This window comes from Allobosea massiliensis (genome assembly GCF_042655245.1).
GTDB lineage: Bacteria > Pseudomonadota > Alphaproteobacteria > Rhizobiales > Beijerinckiaceae > Allobosea > Allobosea massiliensis.
This window is the reverse complement of record NZ_JBHSLU010000164.1, coordinates 42,775-60,182: the sequence shown is the minus strand read 5'-3', so window position 1 is coordinate 60,182 and position 17,408 is coordinate 42,775. Positions and strand designations below refer to the sequence as shown.

14 protein-coding genes and 1 pseudogene are annotated in these 17,408 nt (G+C 63.7%); 5 read left to right on the top strand and 10 right to left on the bottom strand.

The genetic code is table 11. The annotated features are described in order from the left end of the window. Positions 1–57: 57 nt before the first annotated feature. From ACFPN9_RS29880 to ACFPN9_RS29870, 3 genes are read right to left on the bottom strand one after another with little or no spacing between them, the layout of a single operon-like run. Positions 58–1,128 (bottom strand): LysR family transcriptional regulator, encoded by a 1,071-nt coding sequence (locus tag ACFPN9_RS29880; protein WP_377818151.1) that lies wholly within the window; start codon positions 1,126–1,128, stop codon positions 58–60. Continuing rightward, positions 1,095–1,850: an ABC transporter permease gene (locus tag ACFPN9_RS29875; RefSeq protein WP_377818150.1), complete on the bottom strand. Its 756-nt coding sequence runs from the start codon at positions 1,848–1,850 to the stop codon at positions 1,095–1,097. The genes ACFPN9_RS29880 and ACFPN9_RS29875 overlap by 34 nt, the downstream gene beginning before the upstream one ends. Before the next feature lie 2 nt (positions 1,851–1,852). Next, positions 1,853–2,740, bottom strand: a complete 888-nt coding sequence (locus ACFPN9_RS29870; protein ID WP_377818149.1) for an ABC transporter ATP-binding protein — start codon at positions 2,738–2,740, stop codon at positions 1,853–1,855. Between the two features lie 235 nt (positions 2,741–2,975). Here ACFPN9_RS29870 and ACFPN9_RS29865 point away from each other — a divergent pair, with 235 nt between their 5' ends. Beyond that, complete coding sequence (locus ACFPN9_RS29865; RefSeq protein ID WP_377818148.1) at positions 2,976–3,521, top strand: MarR family winged helix-turn-helix transcriptional regulator; 546 nt, start codon at positions 2,976–2,978, stop codon at positions 3,519–3,521. A gap of 77 nt (positions 3,522–3,598) precedes the next feature. Here ACFPN9_RS29865 and ACFPN9_RS29860 read toward each other — a convergent pair whose 3' ends face one another. The 3 genes from ACFPN9_RS29860 to ACFPN9_RS29850 all read right to left on the bottom strand — a co-directional run bounded on the left by ACFPN9_RS29860 (position 3,599) and on the right by ACFPN9_RS29850 (position 8,407). Then, positions 3,599–5,386 (bottom strand): thiamine pyrophosphate-binding protein, encoded by a 1,788-nt coding sequence (locus ACFPN9_RS29860; RefSeq protein WP_377818147.1) that lies wholly within the window; start codon positions 5,384–5,386, stop codon positions 3,599–3,601. A gap of 91 nt (positions 5,387–5,477) precedes the next feature. Continuing rightward, complete coding sequence (locus ACFPN9_RS29855; RefSeq protein WP_377818146.1) at positions 5,478–6,938, bottom strand: aldehyde dehydrogenase family protein; 1,461 nt, start codon at positions 6,936–6,938, stop codon at positions 5,478–5,480. A 134-nt stretch (positions 6,939–7,072) separates the two neighbouring features. Then, on the bottom strand, positions 7,073–8,407 hold the full coding sequence (locus ACFPN9_RS29850; RefSeq protein WP_377818145.1) for a Rieske 2Fe-2S domain-containing protein: 1,335 nt from the start codon (positions 8,405–8,407) through the stop codon (positions 7,073–7,075). A 116-nt stretch (positions 8,408–8,523) separates the two neighbouring features. Here ACFPN9_RS29850 and ACFPN9_RS29845 point away from each other — a divergent pair, with 116 nt between their 5' ends. Genes ACFPN9_RS29845 through ACFPN9_RS29835 form a run of 3 tightly spaced genes read left to right on the top strand, consistent with a single transcriptional unit; the run spans position 8,524 to position 11,661 of the window. Then, positions 8,524–9,483: a PDR/VanB family oxidoreductase gene (locus ACFPN9_RS29845; RefSeq protein ID WP_377818144.1), complete on the top strand. Its 960-nt coding sequence runs from the start codon at positions 8,524–8,526 to the stop codon at positions 9,481–9,483. Between the two features lie 10 nt (positions 9,484–9,493). Next, a complete protein-coding gene (locus ACFPN9_RS29840; RefSeq protein WP_377818143.1) occupies positions 9,494–10,699 on the top strand; it encodes a Gfo/Idh/MocA family oxidoreductase in 1,206 nt (401 codons plus the stop codon). Positions 10,700–10,743: 44 nt separating this feature from the next. Beyond that, positions 10,744–11,661, top strand: coding sequence for an EamA family transporter (locus ACFPN9_RS29835; RefSeq protein ID WP_377818142.1), 918 nt, complete (start codon positions 10,744–10,746; stop codon positions 11,659–11,661). A 47-nt stretch (positions 11,662–11,708) separates the two neighbouring features. Here the strand turns inward: ACFPN9_RS29835 and ACFPN9_RS29830 are convergent, their stop codons facing one another. The 3 genes from ACFPN9_RS29830 to ACFPN9_RS29820 all read right to left on the bottom strand — a co-directional run bounded on the left by ACFPN9_RS29830 (position 11,709) and on the right by ACFPN9_RS29820 (position 15,673). Then, entirely contained in the window at positions 11,709–13,625 is a 1,917-nt protein-coding gene (locus ACFPN9_RS29830) for an FAD-binding monooxygenase (protein WP_377818141.1), read from the bottom strand. Between the two features lie 28 nt (positions 13,626–13,653). Beyond that, positions 13,654–14,433 carry a class II aldolase/adducin family protein gene (locus ACFPN9_RS29825; RefSeq protein WP_377818140.1) on the bottom strand — a complete coding sequence of 260 codons (780 nt, stop codon included), beginning with the start codon at positions 14,431–14,433 and terminating at the stop codon, positions 13,654–13,656. A 166-nt stretch (positions 14,434–14,599) separates the two neighbouring features. Continuing rightward, positions 14,600–15,673: a hydroxyacid dehydrogenase gene (locus ACFPN9_RS29820; protein ID WP_377818139.1), complete on the bottom strand. Its 1,074-nt coding sequence runs from the start codon at positions 15,671–15,673 to the stop codon at positions 14,600–14,602. Between the two features lie 564 nt (positions 15,674–16,237). On the opposite strand from ACFPN9_RS29820, the pseudogene ACFPN9_RS29815 reads away from it, so the two are divergent. Further along, positions 16,238–16,785, top strand: a pseudogene (locus tag ACFPN9_RS29815) (alpha-hydroxy acid oxidase). Between the two features lie 19 nt (positions 16,786–16,804). On the opposite strand, the gene ACFPN9_RS29810 reads toward ACFPN9_RS29815, so the two are convergent. Next, positions 16,805–17,011, bottom strand: coding sequence for a hypothetical protein (locus tag ACFPN9_RS29810; RefSeq protein WP_377818138.1), 207 nt, complete (start codon positions 17,009–17,011; stop codon positions 16,805–16,807). Positions 17,012–17,408: the final 397 nt, after the last annotated feature.

Here is a 17,408-nt window from a genome sequence, read left to right as displayed (position 1 = left end):
TGAGAAGGACGCAAAATATACTTGATTTCGCTCCGGAAAGGCGCGGACATCGCGCTCTTAGATGCCCACGCGCCGCGCCAGGGGGCCGAGGGAATCGAGCAGGCGCTGGACGATCCCGTCGATGAAGTGATCGATGAGATCCTGGCTTCTGAACGACGCCGCATTCGACGGCTTCAGCAGATAGAGGGTTCGGGTCAACGGAATATCGGATACGCGCTGCATCACCAGCTTCCCGGCCCGGATCTCCTCACTGGCGGTGCCATAGGGCATCATGCTGGCGGCGGCTCCGCGGACCACGAGGCTGCGCATCGCCGGAATCGATTCCGCCTCGTAGACGATCCTGAGATCGAGCGAGTAGCGGGCTGCGGCATCCCTCAGCAACCGCTGAACCATGTCGCGCTCGCCGGCCTGCACGAGGTCATGAGAGAGTGCGTCCGGCAGAGTGAGGGTCGGGGGCAGAGGCTCTCCAGTCGCCGGACGAGCGAAGATCAGCTCCTCCACCAGCAGCGGGCGTCGGCTCACCCCGGGTCGGTCTTCGTCCACGCCGTAAGCGAGCGCGTAGCTGAGCTCGCCCTGTTCGAGGGCCGTCGTCAGGCCTCGACTCAACGCTTCGACCAGGCTCAACGATACGGTGGGCATCGTCCGCTTGGCATTGAGCAGTATGTCGGGATCCATCTGCAGCATGATGCTGGGCGTGAGGCCCAAGATCATCATCTCCTGCTCGGGGCTGACATTGCCGATGATTTCGCGCTTGAGCTCCTCCACATCCTGCAGGATACGGCGGGCCCGATCGAGCAGAAGCCTGCCGGCCTCGGTGAGTTCGACACCGCGGGAGTGGCGCACCAGAAGTTCCGTCTTGAGCTCCTGCTCGAGCTGACGGATCTGCAGACCGAGCGCGGGCTGTGCGACGTTGAGCTGTTCGGCAGCCCGGGTGATATTGCCGACTTCCGCGATCCGCACGAAGTAGCGCAGCTGCCTAAGATTAATCGCTTCCTCCTGTCGATGTTCGCCGTTGCGCCAGAGTATGGCGCAGACGGGCGCACTCAGGAAGGCGTCGGCCCTGTGCCGGCGCGGCTGCGGCAGCGGAGCTGGATTCAGCGTGCGGGTCGCATCCAGCGCTCGAGCCATTCCAGGGCCGAGAATATGACGACACTCACGAGAATGACGAAAATGATCGTAGCGAAAACGCCGGGCAGGTCATAGCGTTCAGCCAGGTCGTTGATGAGTTGACCAAGGCCGCCGAAGTTGATCAGGAACTCGACGCCGATGAGATTGATCAAGGTAAAGATCAACCCCAAGCGAATTCCGGTGAAGATCGTCGGTATCGACGCCGGAAATTGGATCTTCCAGAACAGTTGCGACGGAGTCAGGTTGTAGGTGCGTCCAACGTTCAGGAACGTCTTCTTCACACCCTGAAAGCCCTCGATGGTCTTGAGCACCACCGGCGCGAGTCCGGCGACGAACCCCATCGCGATGATTGTCGCGGAGCTTCGTCCAAAGATCACCAGGAAGAGGGGATAGGCGAGCACAATCGGCGCTGCGGCAGCAGCTCCGATCCAGGGTTCCAATGCAAGTTTGAGAATGCGTCTCTTGTGCAAAAAGATTCCGAAGCCGACACCCACGATAATGACGAGCAGGCTTGCCGCGACTGCCTCGGATCCAGTCACGAACAGCCGATGAGCCATCTGCTCCTCGCTGAACAGGCGGCCGAAGCTGCCGATCACGGCGGAGGGGAACGGGATCACGAACTGGTTGAGCAGCCCGACATAGAGCAATAGTTCGACACCGCACAGCACAGCCGCAACGGTGGCCAGCCCGAATATGATGGGAGGAAAAGCGAGGATCCGCATCGTCAGGCTTTTCTCCTGCGGGCAGATTCCTCGGCATCGGCCATTCCGCGCGACGCCTCTTCTCGGAGATCGTTCCAGATCTCCGCCACATATCGGCCGAACGCATCGCTGCCGACGACATCGCTGCTGCGTGGGCGCGGCAGGCGGATGTCGACGATCCGCTTCACCTTGCCGGGACGGAACGTCATGATCAGCACCCTGTCGGAGAGCTGTACGGCTTCGGTGATGTTGTGGGTAATGAGCAGCGTCGTTTGCTGAAGATCCTGCTGGATCTTCAGGACTTTGTCGCCCAGCAGCACACGGGTCTGTTCGTCGAGTGCCGCGAAAGGCTCGTCCATCAGCAGAATCTTGGGCTCGAACACCAGAGTCCGAGCTAGCGCGACGCGCTGGCGCATGCCGCCCGAAAGTTCTGAAGGGTAGCGCTGCTCGAAGCCAGAAAGGCCGACCATATCGATGAATTTGCGGGCCGTCGCGTGGCGTTCTTCCTTGCCCACACCTTTCACCTCGAGCGGAAAGGCAACGTTGTCGATGACCGTCCGCCAGGGGAAGGTCGATTCTTCTTGGAATACCATACCGATGGACGGATGCGGGCCCGAAACGTTCTCGCCGCCGACGGTCACGGTTCCTTCATAGCCGCCTACCAGGCCGCCCATGATGTTGAAGACCGTTGACTTGCCGCAGCCTGACGGGCCGATGATCGAAACGAATTCGCCGCGCTTGATCTCAAACGACATGCCGTCGACAGCAGTCACAGTTCCTTCGCGCGTGTCGAAGTGCATCGAAACGTCCTTGATGACGACATCGATCTCGTCGATCGTTTCGCTCGCAAGACGCAGTTTGGCGTTCGCCCCCTGCATGTGCCTTTCGTTCTCCAGATCGTTGCCGCTCATGAGTTGCGCCCGTGCATCCTGTCACGCGTCTGCGTACGGGGGCGATAGGCCCATGCGGCCTTGAATGGATTGATGGCAGGCATTCATCTCCTCCAGCGAGGTCGTTCTCGAAGGTTGCCCGCTTGTAGGCGACGCTAGGGTGCCCCTTCATCGTGGTCCAATACTATATCGCTTTGTCTTCCAAACATTTGCATAGCGGTCGAAACGGCAACAAAATGCCGTGCTCCGACGTCCAATGAGCGTTAAGGTCCGCTCGAAAGAACGGAGTGAAATGCCCGAAACAAGCTCAAAGGACCCTGCCCCGCCCGCCGAGCAGAGCTATGATCTCCCGCTCGAGGGAAGCGTCGGCTATCAGCTCCGGATGGCCAACAGAGCCGTGCAGCGCTATCTGCAATCGCAGATCGAGCCGCATGGTGTCACGCTGGGCATGTGGTATTTCTTGCGGGCTCTCTGGCAGGAGGACGGCCTGACCCAGCGAGAGCTTTCCCAGCGCATCGGAACAATGGAGCCGACGACGCTGTCCGCGCTGGCGATAATGGAGCGGTCTGGTCTCGTGACCCGTGAGCGGGATCCGCATGATCGGCGGAAGCTCTGCGTCAGGCTGACCGAACGTGGCCGCTCGCTGCAGTCCAAACTGATACCCTGCGCCAACGAAGTCATCGAGCGTGCGACAACCGGAATGAGCGGCGAAGAAAGGGCTCGCTTGATCAACTTCCTGGCGCAGGTGCAGCGAAATCTGGCGGATACGCCTTCTGTGGGCAGACACAGCGACATCGACTAAGGCCTTGCGCCTGCTCAGTCGCAGGGCGGCCCGCGCCGGCCGTATGGGAAAGCGCGGTCCGCTTTGGTGTCGGCGGGTTAGTCGCCGACTTTTCCGGTTCCTTCGCGGGTCATTCCTGCCGCCATGGCCGGGTTATAGCCCGGCTTCACCCGTGCATCGATAACGACCGACGCACCGTTGCGAGCGGCCTCCACGCCTTTCCTGATCGCATCGATCAACGCGTCGGTGGTCGAGACTGGCCCGATCCCGATAAGTCCCTGGGCCCTGGCCATCGCGGCGATGTCGATGTCGGGATCTCCGATACGCTGCCCGATCCACTTGTTCTCCACAGGCCGATCGCGCGTGCGCGCGACGCGTTCCTGATGGATCTCGTCATTGTAGAAGGAGCGATTATTGGCGACGATGGCCAGGAAAGGCAGCTTGTAGTGCGCGGCGGTCCAGAACGCCGAAACGCCCATCATCGTATCGCCGTCGCCCAGAACAGCTACAGGCAACCGGCCCGTGCCGGCGAGCGCGAGCGCTGCGCCGGCCAGCATGCCGGGCCCCGACCCGATGCCGGCGCCGCCATCGGTGCCGAGATAGTCGAGCGGATGGCGGAAATGCCAGCTTTCACCGGCCCAGCCGAGAGGCAGCCGGACAAGCGACACGACTTCATCGCGCAGCACCGTGCCCATAGCCGCTGCGAGCAAGACGATGTCGAGCTCGCGCGATTCGCCGGGGAGGTCGAATGCCGGCAATGCCGCCATGTCGGCCGGTTCGGAACCGGGACCGACGCCGAGTTCGTCGGCGAGCAGATGGAGCGCCGCGTTGGGATCGCTGCTGAAATGCAGGTCGGCGGGCGGCAGCGCCTGGTGGTCCATGCTCCAGCCGTTGTGAAGCTGATGGTCGAGTTGGATGTTGATGATCTTGGTCGCGACCGAACAGCCGCCCTGCTTTAGGGTGCCGGCGAGATCGACCCAGTCGAGCGCCAGGATGACGTCGGCGTCCGCGATCCGCTTCGCGCCGGCCTCGTCGAGGAAATGCCCGGGCTTGGCGCAATGCAGCCTGTGATCGGTGGGGAAGGCTGCGCCCACCTTGATATCCGTGAGTACCGATGCATTCAGCGCCTCCGCAAGGGCCACGCGACGCGCCCAATCGCGGGTGCTGCGCGAAACCCTGCCGATGAGAAGCATGGGTCGCTCTGCGTTCTTCAGAAGCGTCGCGGCGGCTTTGATGTCCTGGGCCGCCGGGATACCGGGGAAGGGGAGGGCGAAGCGTTTGGGATCGGGCAGCTCCGGCATCTGCTCCAGGCGGCGCTCCTGCATCGAGACATCGATGCAGACATAGGTCGGCGCCGCGGGTGCGGCCCGGGTGATGTTGTTCGCCCGCACAAGAGCTTCCAGCGCAGCTGGGACGGATACCGGCTGATCGTCCCACTTGATATAGGGGCGGATCATCGCGGCCTGGTCCTTGGCGGTGTGCAGCCAGTCGATCCAGGGGCGGCGCTCGGCGGCATCGACGGGACCCGTCGCGCCGAGGATCAGCATCGGCACGCGGTCGCACCAGGCGTTGTAGATCGCCATCGTGCCGTGCATGAGCCCGACATTGCTGTGCAGCACCACTCCCATGGGTCGCTCGGTGACCTTGGCGTAGCCGTGCGCCAGCGCGACCGCATGCTCCTCATGCAGGCAGAGCAGCATCTGCGGCTCCTGGTTGCCCAGGTGGTTGACCAGGCTGTCATGCAGCCCGCGGAAGCTCGAGCCGGGATTGAGCGCGAGATAAGGAATGTCCAGCAGCCGCAGCATCGAGGCAATGGCGTCGCTGCCCCAAATGCCATTGTCTTGCGACGCGACCGGCGTGTCGATGCCGTCGATCGGAGTGCTCATCGTGTATCCTTTGTTTGTCTGGTCGGCATCGGGCCGCCCGAGGGCCACAACGCAGCCGTCTCGCATGTCATTGGATGCCGCGCGGCGCCGGTCAGCCGCCGCGGAGGCTCACATGGACGTTCTTCTCCTGGGTGAATGCAAGGAGCTCGCCCAGGCATTCCTCGCGGCCCAGCCCGGACTGTTTCCAGCCGCCGAAGGGCGCACCGATAAAGTGCTTAGAGACCTCGTTCACCCAGACGAACCCGGCCTCGACGGCAAGCGCCGTACGATGGGCCTTGCGCAGGTCGTTCGTCCAGATGGAGCAGGTCAGGCCATATTCGACCTCGTTGACCTGGCTAAGCATCGTCGTCTCGTCATCCCAGGGGAGGACTGCGAGGACAGGTCCAAAAATCTCCTCGCGCGCAATCCGCATCGCCGGCGTGACATCGGCGAAGATGGTTGGCTCGACGTAGAATCCCTTTGCAAGCGCTGGATTACCGGGCGCCGCACCACCGGTCACAAGCCGTGCTCCCTGTTCCTTGGCCGAGGCGATGTATTCCAGGACTCGCTCATGCTGCTGCCGGCTGATGATGGCGCCCATGGTGGTCCGGTCGTCCGTGGGCAGGCCCGGGACATAATGCCCGGCGAGCGAAGGCAGCCTGGACAGCACATCCTCGTAGATGTCCCTGTGGATGAACGCGCGGCTTGTCGATCCACAGGACTGGCCGCACCAAGTGAAGTTCATTCCGCCGATCATGGCCGAAGCCACGGTCGCGGGGGCGGCGTCGGGGAACGCGATCAATGCGTTCTTGCCGCCGAGTTCCAGCAGAACCGGCTTGATGGTGTCGCTGGCCGCCTTCATCACGGCACGACCGGCGCCAACGCTGCCGATGATCGCGATCTTGTCCACACCGGGGTGGGAGGCGAGGGCCGCGCCGGCCTCGCGCCCACCGGGCAGAACGCTGAAGACGCCCCTCGGGAGGATATCCTGTACGAGTTCGGCCAGGCGCAGCGAGGAGAGCGGCGCCTGCTCGGGCGGCTTGACGATGACCGCGTTCCCCGCTGCCAGCGGGGCGGCGATCTTGCCAGCGCAGAACATGAAGGGATGATTGAAGGCGAGGATGCGCGCGACGACGCCCAGGGGCTGACGGAGCGTCATGTTGATGACGTCCGGTCCCATCGGAATGGTTTCGCCCTTCATCTCGGTCACGAGACCCGCGAAATAGTCGAGCTGCGCAGCGGCGATCGTGGCATCGCCCAACATTTCCCGAACCGGGTTGCCGCAATTGGCTGCGTCGAGCGCTGCGAGTTCGCGCGCATTGGCCCGGACGACGGCAGCGACTTCCTTCAGCAGACGGGCCCTTTCAAGCGGGGCAACGCCGCGCCATGAGAGAAAGGCCTGTCGTGCGGCCTTGACCGCGGCATCGACGTCGCTGACACCAGCCTCCGCGACCTCGGCGATCGGCTCGTCGAGGCCCGGATTGGATGTTGCGGCGTAGCGCCCCGATATCGGATGGCGCCATTCACCCCCGTAGTAGAGGCCGCGGCCGACCGGAGCTGGCTTGTCGAGCATAAGAAGACCCCGATGCGTTTCCAGGGCTCTTGCTCTGGCCCTCCAAGCCCAGTTTGGCGCAGCGCCGCCGGCGCTTCCAAGACTTTATGCCTTGGGCACCCAAGCCGATATGATCGGTCGGGCCGCTATCGAGTTCAACTGCTCGCAGCCGCCATTTCCGCCTCGGTCTCGTCCTGCTCCATGCCGTCGAGCAGCGCGATCTCCTCATTAGAGGCGCCAAGCCTGCGCCAGTCGTCGCTCTTGGGGACGATGCCCTGATAGGAACGCAGCTTCGCTTGCGGGATATGCGGCTCGACGAGGCCGAGCGGGGAAGCGCCGGCGGCGTGCTTCCGCGCTGCATCGATCATCACACGGCGGAACTGCACGATCGCGATGTCGCTCGCGCCGAGGCGCTCGCTGGTCCGGTCGGCGATCGGGCCCATCGACTCCCACATCATGATGTCCTGGTTGGGAATTCCGGGCACGCCGGTGAAATCTCCCAGCTTCATCGCCTTGCGGTCCTGCAGGTAGCTGTTCTCCCGCTTGCGCAGCACCGGCTTGTAGGCCTTGTCGAGATCGATGCCGACCTGCGCTACGCAGAACTTCCGCCAGCTTTCCTGATCGATGCAGTCGTCATTGCCCCATGCGATGAAATGGAAATAGCTCGACACGTCGTCCTTCGGCACGATCACCGTCGCGACGTTATAGGAGGAGTTGGGGGGAATCAGCGCGGCGAAAGGCGCAACGAACACGGTGAGCCTCACATAGTCGTGGGTCTGCGCATTGCTGAGCGGCCGGCGAAGCGCGGCATAGCGAAAGCCGTAATTGGTCAGCTGGACCTGAATGCGTGGGTTCTTGTCGGTCGACGGACGCGTCCAATGCGTCGCGGTCGCGCCGGCGGTCGTCACGCGAGCGGGCTTCATGTCGGAGGAATGCAGGCTCGAGGAATGAGCCGAGTCGATCTGCCCTTCCATGATCTGCGCCCAGTTGCAGGGGAGATCGATCTTGACGATCGAGACTTTGGCCTCGGGCGTGGGCGCCCACGGCGGAGCCTCGAAGTCCGGCATTTGGTCCTTGGGGCCCATGTAGACCCAAATGAAGCCCCCCGCCTCTTGGGTCGGATAGGCCTTGTGCTGCACCTTTTCGGCGAAGCCGCTTTCGGCCGGCTCCGACACCATTTCGAGGACCTTGCCGTCCACGTCGAACTTCCAGCCGTGATACAGGCAGCGAAGGCCACACTCCTCGTTGCGGCCGAAGAACAGCGAAGCCTTGCGATGCGGGCAATACTCGCCGAGCACCCCGATCCGTCCGTCGGTATCGCGGAAGGCAACGAGATCCTCGCCGAACAGGCGCACGCGGACAGGCGCGCCGTCGCTTTCGATGAGTTGCTCCGACAGCAGCGCGGGCACCCAATGACGCCGCATGAATTGCCCCATCGGGGCCTCGCCTTCCACGCGGCAGAGCAACTCGTTCTCTTCGTGGGTCAGCATCGCTTTCGCTCCATCATTGACGGCCGGGCTAGTCAGCCGCAAAATACTTAGGTATCTAAGTCTCACATTATTCGGAATTCAAACGCTTGTCGAGACGGCGGCGCGCGGAGGTTTGGATGAGCGATCAGCAGCAGTGGTTGAAGGCCAGGATCGTAGGGAAGGAGGCGGTCGCCGAAGACATCGTCATGTTCGATCTCCGGCCGCTGGATGAGAGCACGATAGAGCCCTATACGCCCGGGGCTCACTTGGCGGTGAAAGTGCCGAACGGCGAGACGCGGAAATACTCGCTCTGCAACGGTCCAGACGAAGCCGAGGGCTATGTCATCGCCGTCAAGAAGGAACATGGCGGCCGGGGCGGGTCCGTCAGTCTGATCGATCAGACCAATGTCGGCGACGAGATCCTGATCTCGGCGCCGCGCAACGATTTCTCGCTGAAGGACGGCCCGTCGAGCTACATTTTCATTGCAGGCGGTATTGGAATCACGCCGATCCGCTCGATGATCCGCCATCTGATGGCGACGCGGGGCAAGCCCTTCAAGCTGTATTATTTCACGCGCACACCGGCGATGATGGCCTTCCGGGAGGAGTTCTCCGGGCCGGAGTTCCGGGGCAAGGTCGTCATCCACCACGACAATGGCGATCCCGACAAGGCGTTTGACCTGTGGCCGGTCCTCGAAGACCCGAAGGGTGCCCATCTTTATTGCTGCGGCCCGCGGGGCCTGATGGAGGCGGTGCGGGACATGACCGGCCACTGGTCCTCGGCTGCCGTCCATTTCGAGGATTTCGGTGCGGCCAAGGCGAAGCCGGAAGACAACACGCCGTTCACCGTCGAGCTGGCCAAGAGTGGCGAGATTTTCGAGATTCCCGTCGACAAGTCGATCCTCGAGGTGTTGCGCGAGGCGGGAAAGACGCTGCCCAGCTCCTGCGAAAGCGGGACTTGCGGCACCTGCAAGACGCGATTGGTTTCAGGCGAGCCGGATCATCGTGATCTTGCTCTCTCCGAGCAGGAGAAGGCGCGAAACATCATGATCTGCGTCTCCCGCGCCAAATCCGGCGCCCTCGTTCTCGATCTCTAGCGGGGCAGCGGTGAGCGAACCTTTGCGACTGGGAGTGGTCGGACTCGGCCGCGCCTTCATGCTGATGCTGCCGACATTCGCACAGCATCCCCTCGTTCGACTGGTGGCTGCGACCGATCCGCGTCCGGAGGCGCGGTCGCGGTTCGTCGAGGAATTCTCGTCTAGCGGGTTTGCCGCGAAGGCCTATGACACTCTCGACGGTTTGCTGGCAGACGAAGCGGTCGAGGCCGTGTATGTGGCCTCCCCTCACCAGTTCCATGTCGCCCATGTCCGTAGCGCCGCTGCGGCCGGCAAGCACATCCTGGTCGAGAAGCCGATGGCGCTTCGGCTGGAAGACTGTCGCGCCATGATCGATGTGGCTGCCGAGGCCGGTGTCCACTTGGCCGTCGGCCATAGCCATTCCTTTGATCTGCCTTATCTGCGCACCGCTGAGCTGATCCGATCGGGCCGTTTCGGCCGCCCGCGCCTGATCGTTGGAAGCAACTATACGGATTTCCTGTACCGGCCGCGGCGGCCCGAGGAACTGGACACGGCCCGAGGCGGCGGCGTCGTCTTCAGCCAGGCGGCGCACCAGCTCGATGTCGTCCGCCTTCTCGCCGGGGCGGAGATCGAGTCGCTGCGGGCGGTCACCGCGCGCCTCGACCCCGCCCGGCCGACGGAAGGCGCCTATCAGGCCTTCCTGCTGTTCGAGAACGGAGCCAGCGCGACGCTGACATATAGCGGGTATGGTCGGTACGACACCGATGAGCAACTCGGCTGGTTCGGCGAGCTCGGGCATCTTCGCGATCCATCGCAGTACGGCGCCGCGCGTCGGGCCCTCGCGCCGGTCTCGACGCCGGAGGAGGAAGCCGCGCTCAAGGAGAAGCGCGCCTATGGTACGCCCGCGACCGTCGCGGGCCGGACGGCACCCGCCGCTCATAATCACTTCGGCCATTTCCTGGTCTCCTGTGACGAGGCCGACCTGCGCCCCATGGCGGATGGGGTCCGTGTCTATGCCAATGATCGCGAATGGCTCGATCCATTGCCGGCGCCAGCTGTGCCGCGCGCGGAGGTGGTCGACGAGCTGCATGCCGCGGTCAGGTTCGGCGTCCCGCTGCTGCACTCCGGCGAATGGGGTATGGCGACGCTGGCAGCCTGCCTCGCGATCCTCGAATCGGCCGCCACCGGACGAGAGGTTCGGCTCGGCAGCCAAAGCACGGCCTCTGCTCGCGGTTGAGGACAACCCGTTGTTCCACGTCGCGTGCGGATAGGGAAATAGGCATGGCTTGGTTTGCGGGCAGGCTGGGCGAGACCTTCGCGATTCTCTCTGTCCTGGCCTTCGCTTATGGCGGGGTCTCGATCGCAAAGGCGAAGCTCTACGGAAAGGGCGATGGCGGCGCCGTGCTTTCGGTGGTGTTCACGACGCTGCTGTCGGGCCTTGTCTGGGCGGTGGCGGGAACCCCGGCCGGCAGCTTGCCGGACACGCCGGGCCTGATGATCGGGCTTGCCTGGTTCGCCGTCTCCGGCCTGCTCGCCACGGCGCTGGCGCGCATCCTGTACTTCATGTCGGTGCGCGATCTGGGTGCAGTGCGCGGATCGGCCGTGAAGCGTGCCATCCCTTTCTTCGCGGCAGTCTTCGGGATCCTTTTTCTGGGTGAGACGCTGAACTCCAATAAGGTTCTCGGCCTGGCACTGATCGCCGTCAGCATCGTGGTTCTGGTTGCGGTCGACTTGGCTTGTCGCAGCGGCAGCGAGGCGGATTCGGTGGCGTCGATCGGCTACGCATGGGGCACTGCATCGGCACTGTGCTATGCCTCGGCCTATGTGGCTCGCAAGTTGGGCCTCGGCTATGTGCCTGATGGCGCGCTCGGCACCTTTGTCGGCTCCATGGCGGCCGTGGCCTATTACGCATTCGCCGTCTCCTTCAATGCCCGCGCAAGAACGGCGACGTTCGCTGACCTGTCCCTGAAGAACAACTGGGCGGTGGTGGCCGCCCTCTGTTTCTCCATCGGCCAGATCTGCAACTTTTATGCGATCCAGCACACCGCCATCTCGACTGTCGGGGCGATCCAGTCGCTCGAGGTTTTCGTCTCGATGGTGATTGCGACGGTCGTGCTTCGGACGGAACGCGCGCCCGGCCGGACCACGATTGCAGCGGCGGTGGCAGCCACCGTCGGCGTATTGCTTGTTGTCGCCTGAGCAGCCCACCTGCCGCCGCGAGAGCATGGTCGCTGAGACACGCCGCCTTAACCCCGCGCTGGCTCGCGCAGGACACGCTCGAAGAAGCCCGACAGGCGTTCTACCCCGGTGAGCGGCAGCACGTCGGCGACATACTGGTCCGGCCGCACGACGACCATGCAACCCTGCTCGCGGTCGATTTGGCGCAGGTCGAAGATATCGCTGCCCGGGCGCCGGTCCGCGCAGTGCACCTTCTCGTAGTCCTTCAAGCCGTATCGGCCTTTGGCCGGCTGGAGGAAAGGCGGAATGCGCGCCAGATCGACTTCGCGATGGGCCTGCTGCAGCACTGCGATAACCTCGATCACGGCGTCCGCATCCCCGAGCGGCGTGTAGCGCCGCACCGGGGAGGCCGGGTCGAGGTCGAGAAAGCCGACGAGCTCCGACAGGCCCGAACCGCCGTCGAACGGATCGCCGGCTCCAGCGAAGGCGACAATGCGCCAGCGCCCATCGGCCGTGATGCGATGCGAGAGTTCCAGGGGCTTGGCATCCGCGAGCCGGACTACCGGCGCGGAATGAAACCGCATGCCGATCGGGTAGCCCGATGCCAACCCCTGACACGTACCGTCGGCGCAGATCGTGGATGGCTCGTAGCGCACGGCGGTCCCGGCGGTGAAGCGCCCCTGCCTGACGAAATAGCGTTGGAACTCGGCTGGATCCCGGGCTCGTTGGGCGTCGGGTCCCGGGCGGGCTGGACGAGCGCTGAACATTGCCGCGAACTCCCGGTCGAAGTCGATCAGTTCCTGGGCGAGCTTCCGGCGTTCCGCGGAATAGGTGAGCAGGAGCTGCGCAGGGCTTCTGCCTCTTAGGACGGCTGCCAGCTTCCACCCCAGATTGAAGGCATCCGCCATCGAGACGTTCATGCCTTGCCCGGCCTTCGGACTATGCGTGTGGCAGGCATCGCCGGCGATGAAGACGCGCGGAGGCCGTCCGGCGTCCTCGCAGCCGTCGTCAAACCGGTCGCACAGGCGCTGGCCGATCTCGTAGACCGACCACCATGCCACTTCCTGGGCATCGATCCGGTAGGGGTGCGCGATTCGGTTCGCGGCAGCGACAAGGTCCTCGACCTCCAGCGACCGCGAAGCGACGCGCTCGTCTTTCGCCAGCTTGTCGAGCTCGACATAGAACCGCACCAGATAGCCGCCCTCCCGCGGTATCACGAGCATGCTGCCCTGGCTGGCCGATTGGATCGCGGCCTTCATGCGGATGTCTGGGAAATCGGTGACGGCGAGTACGTCCATTACGCCCCAGGCGCTGTTGGCCGAGTCACCGCGCAGCTCGAGTCCGATCGTCTTGCGAACGGCGCTTCGCGCCCCGTCGCATCCGACCACGTAACGCGCTTTGATGACCTCCTCTCGCTCCGAGCCAGCCGGTCCGAGCTGCTTCAGTCGAACCGTGACGGGGTGGCTTTCAGCCTCGGTCGTATCGTCGAGCCCGATGAACTCCACCGCGTAGTCCGGCTCCAGCCTGCTCGCAGAGTTGCGCATGGTCTCCAGCAGGAAATCATGTACCCGCGCCTGATTGAGGATGACGTGCGGGAACTCGGAAAGCCCGTCCTCGGTATCTTGGATGCGGCTATGCCGCGTGATGCGCCGGGGATCGGCGGCGTCGGGCTTCCAGAACGTGGTCTCGTTGACCCAATAGCCTTCTTTCGCGGCCCGTTCGGCGAAGCCGAAGGCCTGAAACATTTCCATGGTTCGGCAGGCTACGCCGTCGGCCTGGCCGATTCGAAGAGGGCCCGGCTTCCGCTCTACGATCCGGACGCGGATGTCAGGAAAGGCGGATAGTTGGGCCGCGAGAGTGAGGCCAGCCGGTCCGCAGCCGACGATCAGCACATCGACGTCCGGCGACCCGCTCGGAGCTTGGGTTGCCGGAACCGGTAGAATGGCAGGATCGCCGGGCAGGAAGCCGTTCAAGTGAAACTGCATTGGGGCGCCTCGCAACTTCCCTTGGCCGTCAGGCCCGTCCCCCGGACCGCCTCTGGCGAGTCTGCTCGAGCCAAAGATCCCACGGTCGCTGGACCTGGCCCTCGACCCGGTCAACGCAGGCCCGGCATTCGTCCTCGGTCAGGTACGTCACTTCGCCCAGTTGGGTGGCCTGCAGCTGATACCGGGCATTGATCTCTGCGTAGACGGCCCGGTAGACTGCGTTCTTCACGGTCGGTCCGGCGACGGTCGATCCATGGCCTCGCATCAGGACGATGTCGCTGTTGCGGAAATGCTCGGCTAGCGCACGCCCGAGTTCGGGGCTGCTGATCAGCAGGTCGGTCGCGTCACCGCCTGTCGCCCGGATCTCGAAGACAGGCGCTTCCTTTCCGATGAAGCCGGCCATATGGAAGAGCGCCCTTAGCCTGGTTCCCTTCACGACGCTTAGCGGAACGATCGAATGGGAGTGGCTGTGAACGATGGATTGGACGTCGGGCCTCGCGCGATAGATCTCGCTGTGAATGAACCGCTCCAGGTAGACGCCGCGGCCGTTCGCGTCCACGGGCTGGCCCGAGAGATCGAACTCCACGATGTCCTCCGCCGTCACACGCCCCGGCGCCATATTGCGCGCCAGCAAGAACCGATCCGGCTGCTTGTCGTGGCGCACGCTCACATGGCCGAACGCGTCCACTACGCCCTGGTCGAACAGGATGTGATTGGCTGCGACGAGTTCGTTTATGAGTTCCCGCGCCGGCGGCGTTCCCGGCGCGGCCCCATCCGGAACAGTGACGGCGGTTGCGTTGTCACACATGCGGATTTCGCCTCCTTGCGACGGTTCGAGGACGCCCGTCTCACTGGCCCGGGGCTCCACTATTCAAGTTCGAGGGCGTGAACTGGAAGACATTTTCGGCTTGTCTTCCAGACCGCAAACCGGGCTTTAACCAGCCCGCGACGCCTGGCGGGGACGGTGGGGCCGCTCAGGCGTAGGGCAGGGGCTCGGGCTCGAACCCGAACATTGATGCGAAGCGCCGACTGAACGCAGGCCACGCCTGAGGGTTGATCACTCGCGGCGGCGCTCGGCCGTTTAAAAGTTCGATCCATTGGTCCGCAGCGGAGGCTGACATCTGCTCCAGCGCTTCCTGTGTAATGCCGGCGGTGTGCGGCGTGGCGATCACGTTGTCGAAGGACAGCAGCGGATGGTCTGGCAGTGGCGGCTCCTTGAGGAAGACATCGATGCCTGCTCCGGCGATGCGGCGTTCGCGAAGCGCTGTCTCGAGCGCCGATTCGTCGTGGATGCCGCCGCGCGCGGTATTGATGAAATAGGCGTTCGGCTTCATCGCGGCGAACTGAGCCTCTCCGAACATGCCCAGTGTCTCCTTGGATCGCGGGCAGTGCACCGAGACGAAGTCCGAGCGCTGCAACAGGTCCACCAAGCTTACGCTGCTGCCGTGCCGCCGTACGATTTCCGCGTCATTGAGATAAGGATCGTAGGCCAGCACCGTCATCCCGAAAAGCCCATGGCAGAGTTCGGCCAGCCGCCCGCCGATGGCGCCGAGCCCGACGATGCCCACCGTCTTGCCACGAATGTCGTTGCCTTGCAGAGCGTAACGGTCGACCAACGCTCCGCGCCGACGCAGCACCTTGTCTGCGAGGCCGATGCGCTTCGACAGCGACAGCATCAAGCCCAGCGCATGTTCGGCTACGGCCTCCGTATTGGTGCCGCCCTGGTTGCAGACCAGAATCCCGGCGGCGGTGCAGGCCTCGACGTCGATATAGTCGTAGCCGGCGCCTGTTGAACTCGCCGCGAGCAGGTTCGGGCAACGGGCGATCAGTGCTTCATCGGGGAACCAAGGCTCGCGCAACTCCGTTCGAGCCTGGACCTGATAGCCATGTGCTCTGGACATCACGTCCCAGTTGTCTGCCTCTACACTCGAGTAGCTCAGTTTCCGCAGGTCGACGTCGTCTCTTCCACCCAGGATGTCTTCGGCGATCGGATCGACCCAGCTCTCGAAGAACACCAGACCTGCCTTTTGTCCTGCCCGGACCGCCATTGCTTCTCCCTTCGACGTCTTTTGAGGGCATCCGCACTCGCAGCGCGCGAGGTTACGGTGAGCCCTTCGTTGCCCCATCATGAATGCGGGCTGAAAGTTGCGCAATCTTAAATTAGTTTCCTAAGTAATTATTATAACAAAGCGAGTGAGGAGGATGACACCAGGGGCGGAAGGTGGATGCTTGCCTTGATGGTCGCGGCCTTGGGATGGGTCTCGGCAAACGCGCAGTAGGTTCGCCGAGCTGAACCGTGTCGATATCGCGACGGCGCGGCAGGCCCGCGACCAACTATCCTAAGGGCGGCGCTGGCGCTGGCGCCGATCGGGAACATCGAACTGGGCATCGCTCAGGCGGTGAAGGATAAGCGTCTGTCGAAGCCGCTGACCCCGGACCAGATCAAGGCGTTCACTGCCAATGTGGGGCGGTTCCTCGCATGAGGCTCAGCGGGAGTTGGGCCAGCCTGGGCCTTCTTGTCGTCGCGGCGGCAGCCCTTGAGGCGTTGTCGCGCGGCGGTTGGGTTTCGACCTTTGTTATGCCGCCGCCATCGGAGACCCTGGCCGCGAGGGGTGTCGCTGGGCGCGTCCGCGTCTCAAATCGCGGACTTCACCCGCTCGCAGCGTAACCCGTCCTTCGCCTGGGACGATATCGAACGGCTGAAGAGGACTTGGCAGGGGCCGCTCTTGGTCAAGGGCATCCTGGCCTCGGCCGATGCCGTCCGCGCGCTTGAGGCCGGGGCAGGCGGGGCGGTGGTTTCGAACCACGGCGGCCGGCAGCTCGATGGTGCCCCTGCGACCATAGACGCACTTCCGGACATCGTCGCTGCAATCGGCGGACGGGGCCGCGTCCTCGTCGATGGAGGGTTCCGGCGTGGCTCGGACATTGTCAAAGCCGTAGCCCTGGGCGCCGATGCGGTCCTGCTCGGGCGATCGACCCTTTTCGGCTGGCCGCTGCCGGCCAAGCCGGCGCCACCAGGGTCCTCGCGATCCTGAGTGACGAGATCGACCGGACTCTGGCGCTTGCCGGAGCCGGCAGCCTCGTCGACCTGCAGCGAATGCAGATCGTGCCGTTGCCGCCATCACAGCTTCGCCACGGCGCGCTCGGCCGCGTCGTCTGACGGTGTGAGCGTCGCGATATCAGCGTCTGTTGGCAGGCTCTTCGGGGGCCGGATTGTTCGCCGTGGACGCCAGAATGGCGATCGTGTCCTGCTCGGCGGCGGCGGCGCTCTTGTAGCGCGGTGCCGTCGTGACCAGGGGCCGTTCAGCGTCTGCAGGATAGTAGATCTCGATCGCGAACCGGCCGGAAGCGGCGTCCTCGACAGGCTCAATCCGGATCAGTGGCATGGTCATTCTCCGTTCGGAGTCGCCTCAAGGCAACCTGCCCGGTTCTTGGACCATCGTGGTTGGTAGGTCCAAAACAAAAGCAGCCTTGCTGCCATTCGGGTTTCCGTTCGAGGACCAGGAAAGCGTCGCCCGTATCCGATAGTTCGGCGTAGGGCAGCGCTGCCGACGGAGCCAGATCGATTCCGTCTTTCAGGTCAATCTCAACGGTTTGCCTAAATAATAGCCAGATACGCGCGAGTGATTGCGATGTTAGAGAGAAGCTTGCTTCTCCAAACGTTTACTCGGTTCTCACAATGCGACCGCTTCGTGGTCGAAGCAAAATTTCGCTGCCTAGAGGCTGCCCGCCACGGGCTTTTGGAAAAGTTCAATGCTCTATTTGCCTAATTTAAGAGCAGTT

Coding starts and splice junctions, on each gene's coding strand:
- ACFPN9_RS29850 (WP_377818145.1), bottom strand. CDS start 8,407: ATGCTGACCCACGAAGAGAACGAGTTGCTCTGCCGCGTGGAAGGCGAG.
- ACFPN9_RS29870 (WP_377818149.1), bottom strand. CDS start 2,740: ATGAGCGGCAACGATCTGGAGAACGAAAGGCACATGCAGGGGGCGAAC.
- ACFPN9_RS29845 (WP_377818144.1), top strand. CDS start 8,524: ATGAGCGATCAGCAGCAGTGGTTGAAGGCCAGGATCGTAGGGAAGGAG.
- ACFPN9_RS29865 (WP_377818148.1), top strand. CDS start 2,976: ATGAGCGTTAAGGTCCGCTCGAAAGAACGGAGTGAAATGCCCGAAACA.
- ACFPN9_RS29855 (WP_377818146.1), bottom strand. CDS start 6,938: ATGCTCGACAAGCCAGCTCCGGTCGGCCGCGGCCTCTACTACGGGGGT.
- ACFPN9_RS29825 (WP_377818140.1), bottom strand. CDS start 14,433: ATGTGTGACAACGCAACCGCCGTCACTGTTCCGGATGGGGCCGCGCCG.
- ACFPN9_RS29880 (WP_377818151.1), bottom strand. CDS start 1,128: ATGGCTCGAGCGCTGGATGCGACCCGCACGCTGAATCCAGCTCCGCTG.
- ACFPN9_RS29810 (WP_377818138.1), bottom strand. CDS start 17,011: ATGCCACTGATCCGGATTGAGCCTGTCGAGGACGCCGCTTCCGGCCGG.
- ACFPN9_RS29835 (WP_377818142.1), top strand. CDS start 10,744: ATGGCTTGGTTTGCGGGCAGGCTGGGCGAGACCTTCGCGATTCTCTCT.
- ACFPN9_RS29875 (WP_377818150.1), bottom strand. CDS start 1,850: ATGCGGATCCTCGCTTTTCCTCCCATCATATTCGGGCTGGCCACCGTT.
- ACFPN9_RS29860 (WP_377818147.1), bottom strand. CDS start 5,386: ATGAGCACTCCGATCGACGGCATCGACACGCCGGTCGCGTCGCAAGAC.
- ACFPN9_RS29830 (WP_377818141.1), bottom strand. CDS start 13,625: ATGCAGTTTCACTTGAACGGCTTCCTGCCCGGCGATCCTGCCATTCTA.
- ACFPN9_RS29820 (WP_377818139.1), bottom strand. CDS start 15,673: ATGGCGGTCCGGGCAGGACAAAAGGCAGGTCTGGTGTTCTTCGAGAGC.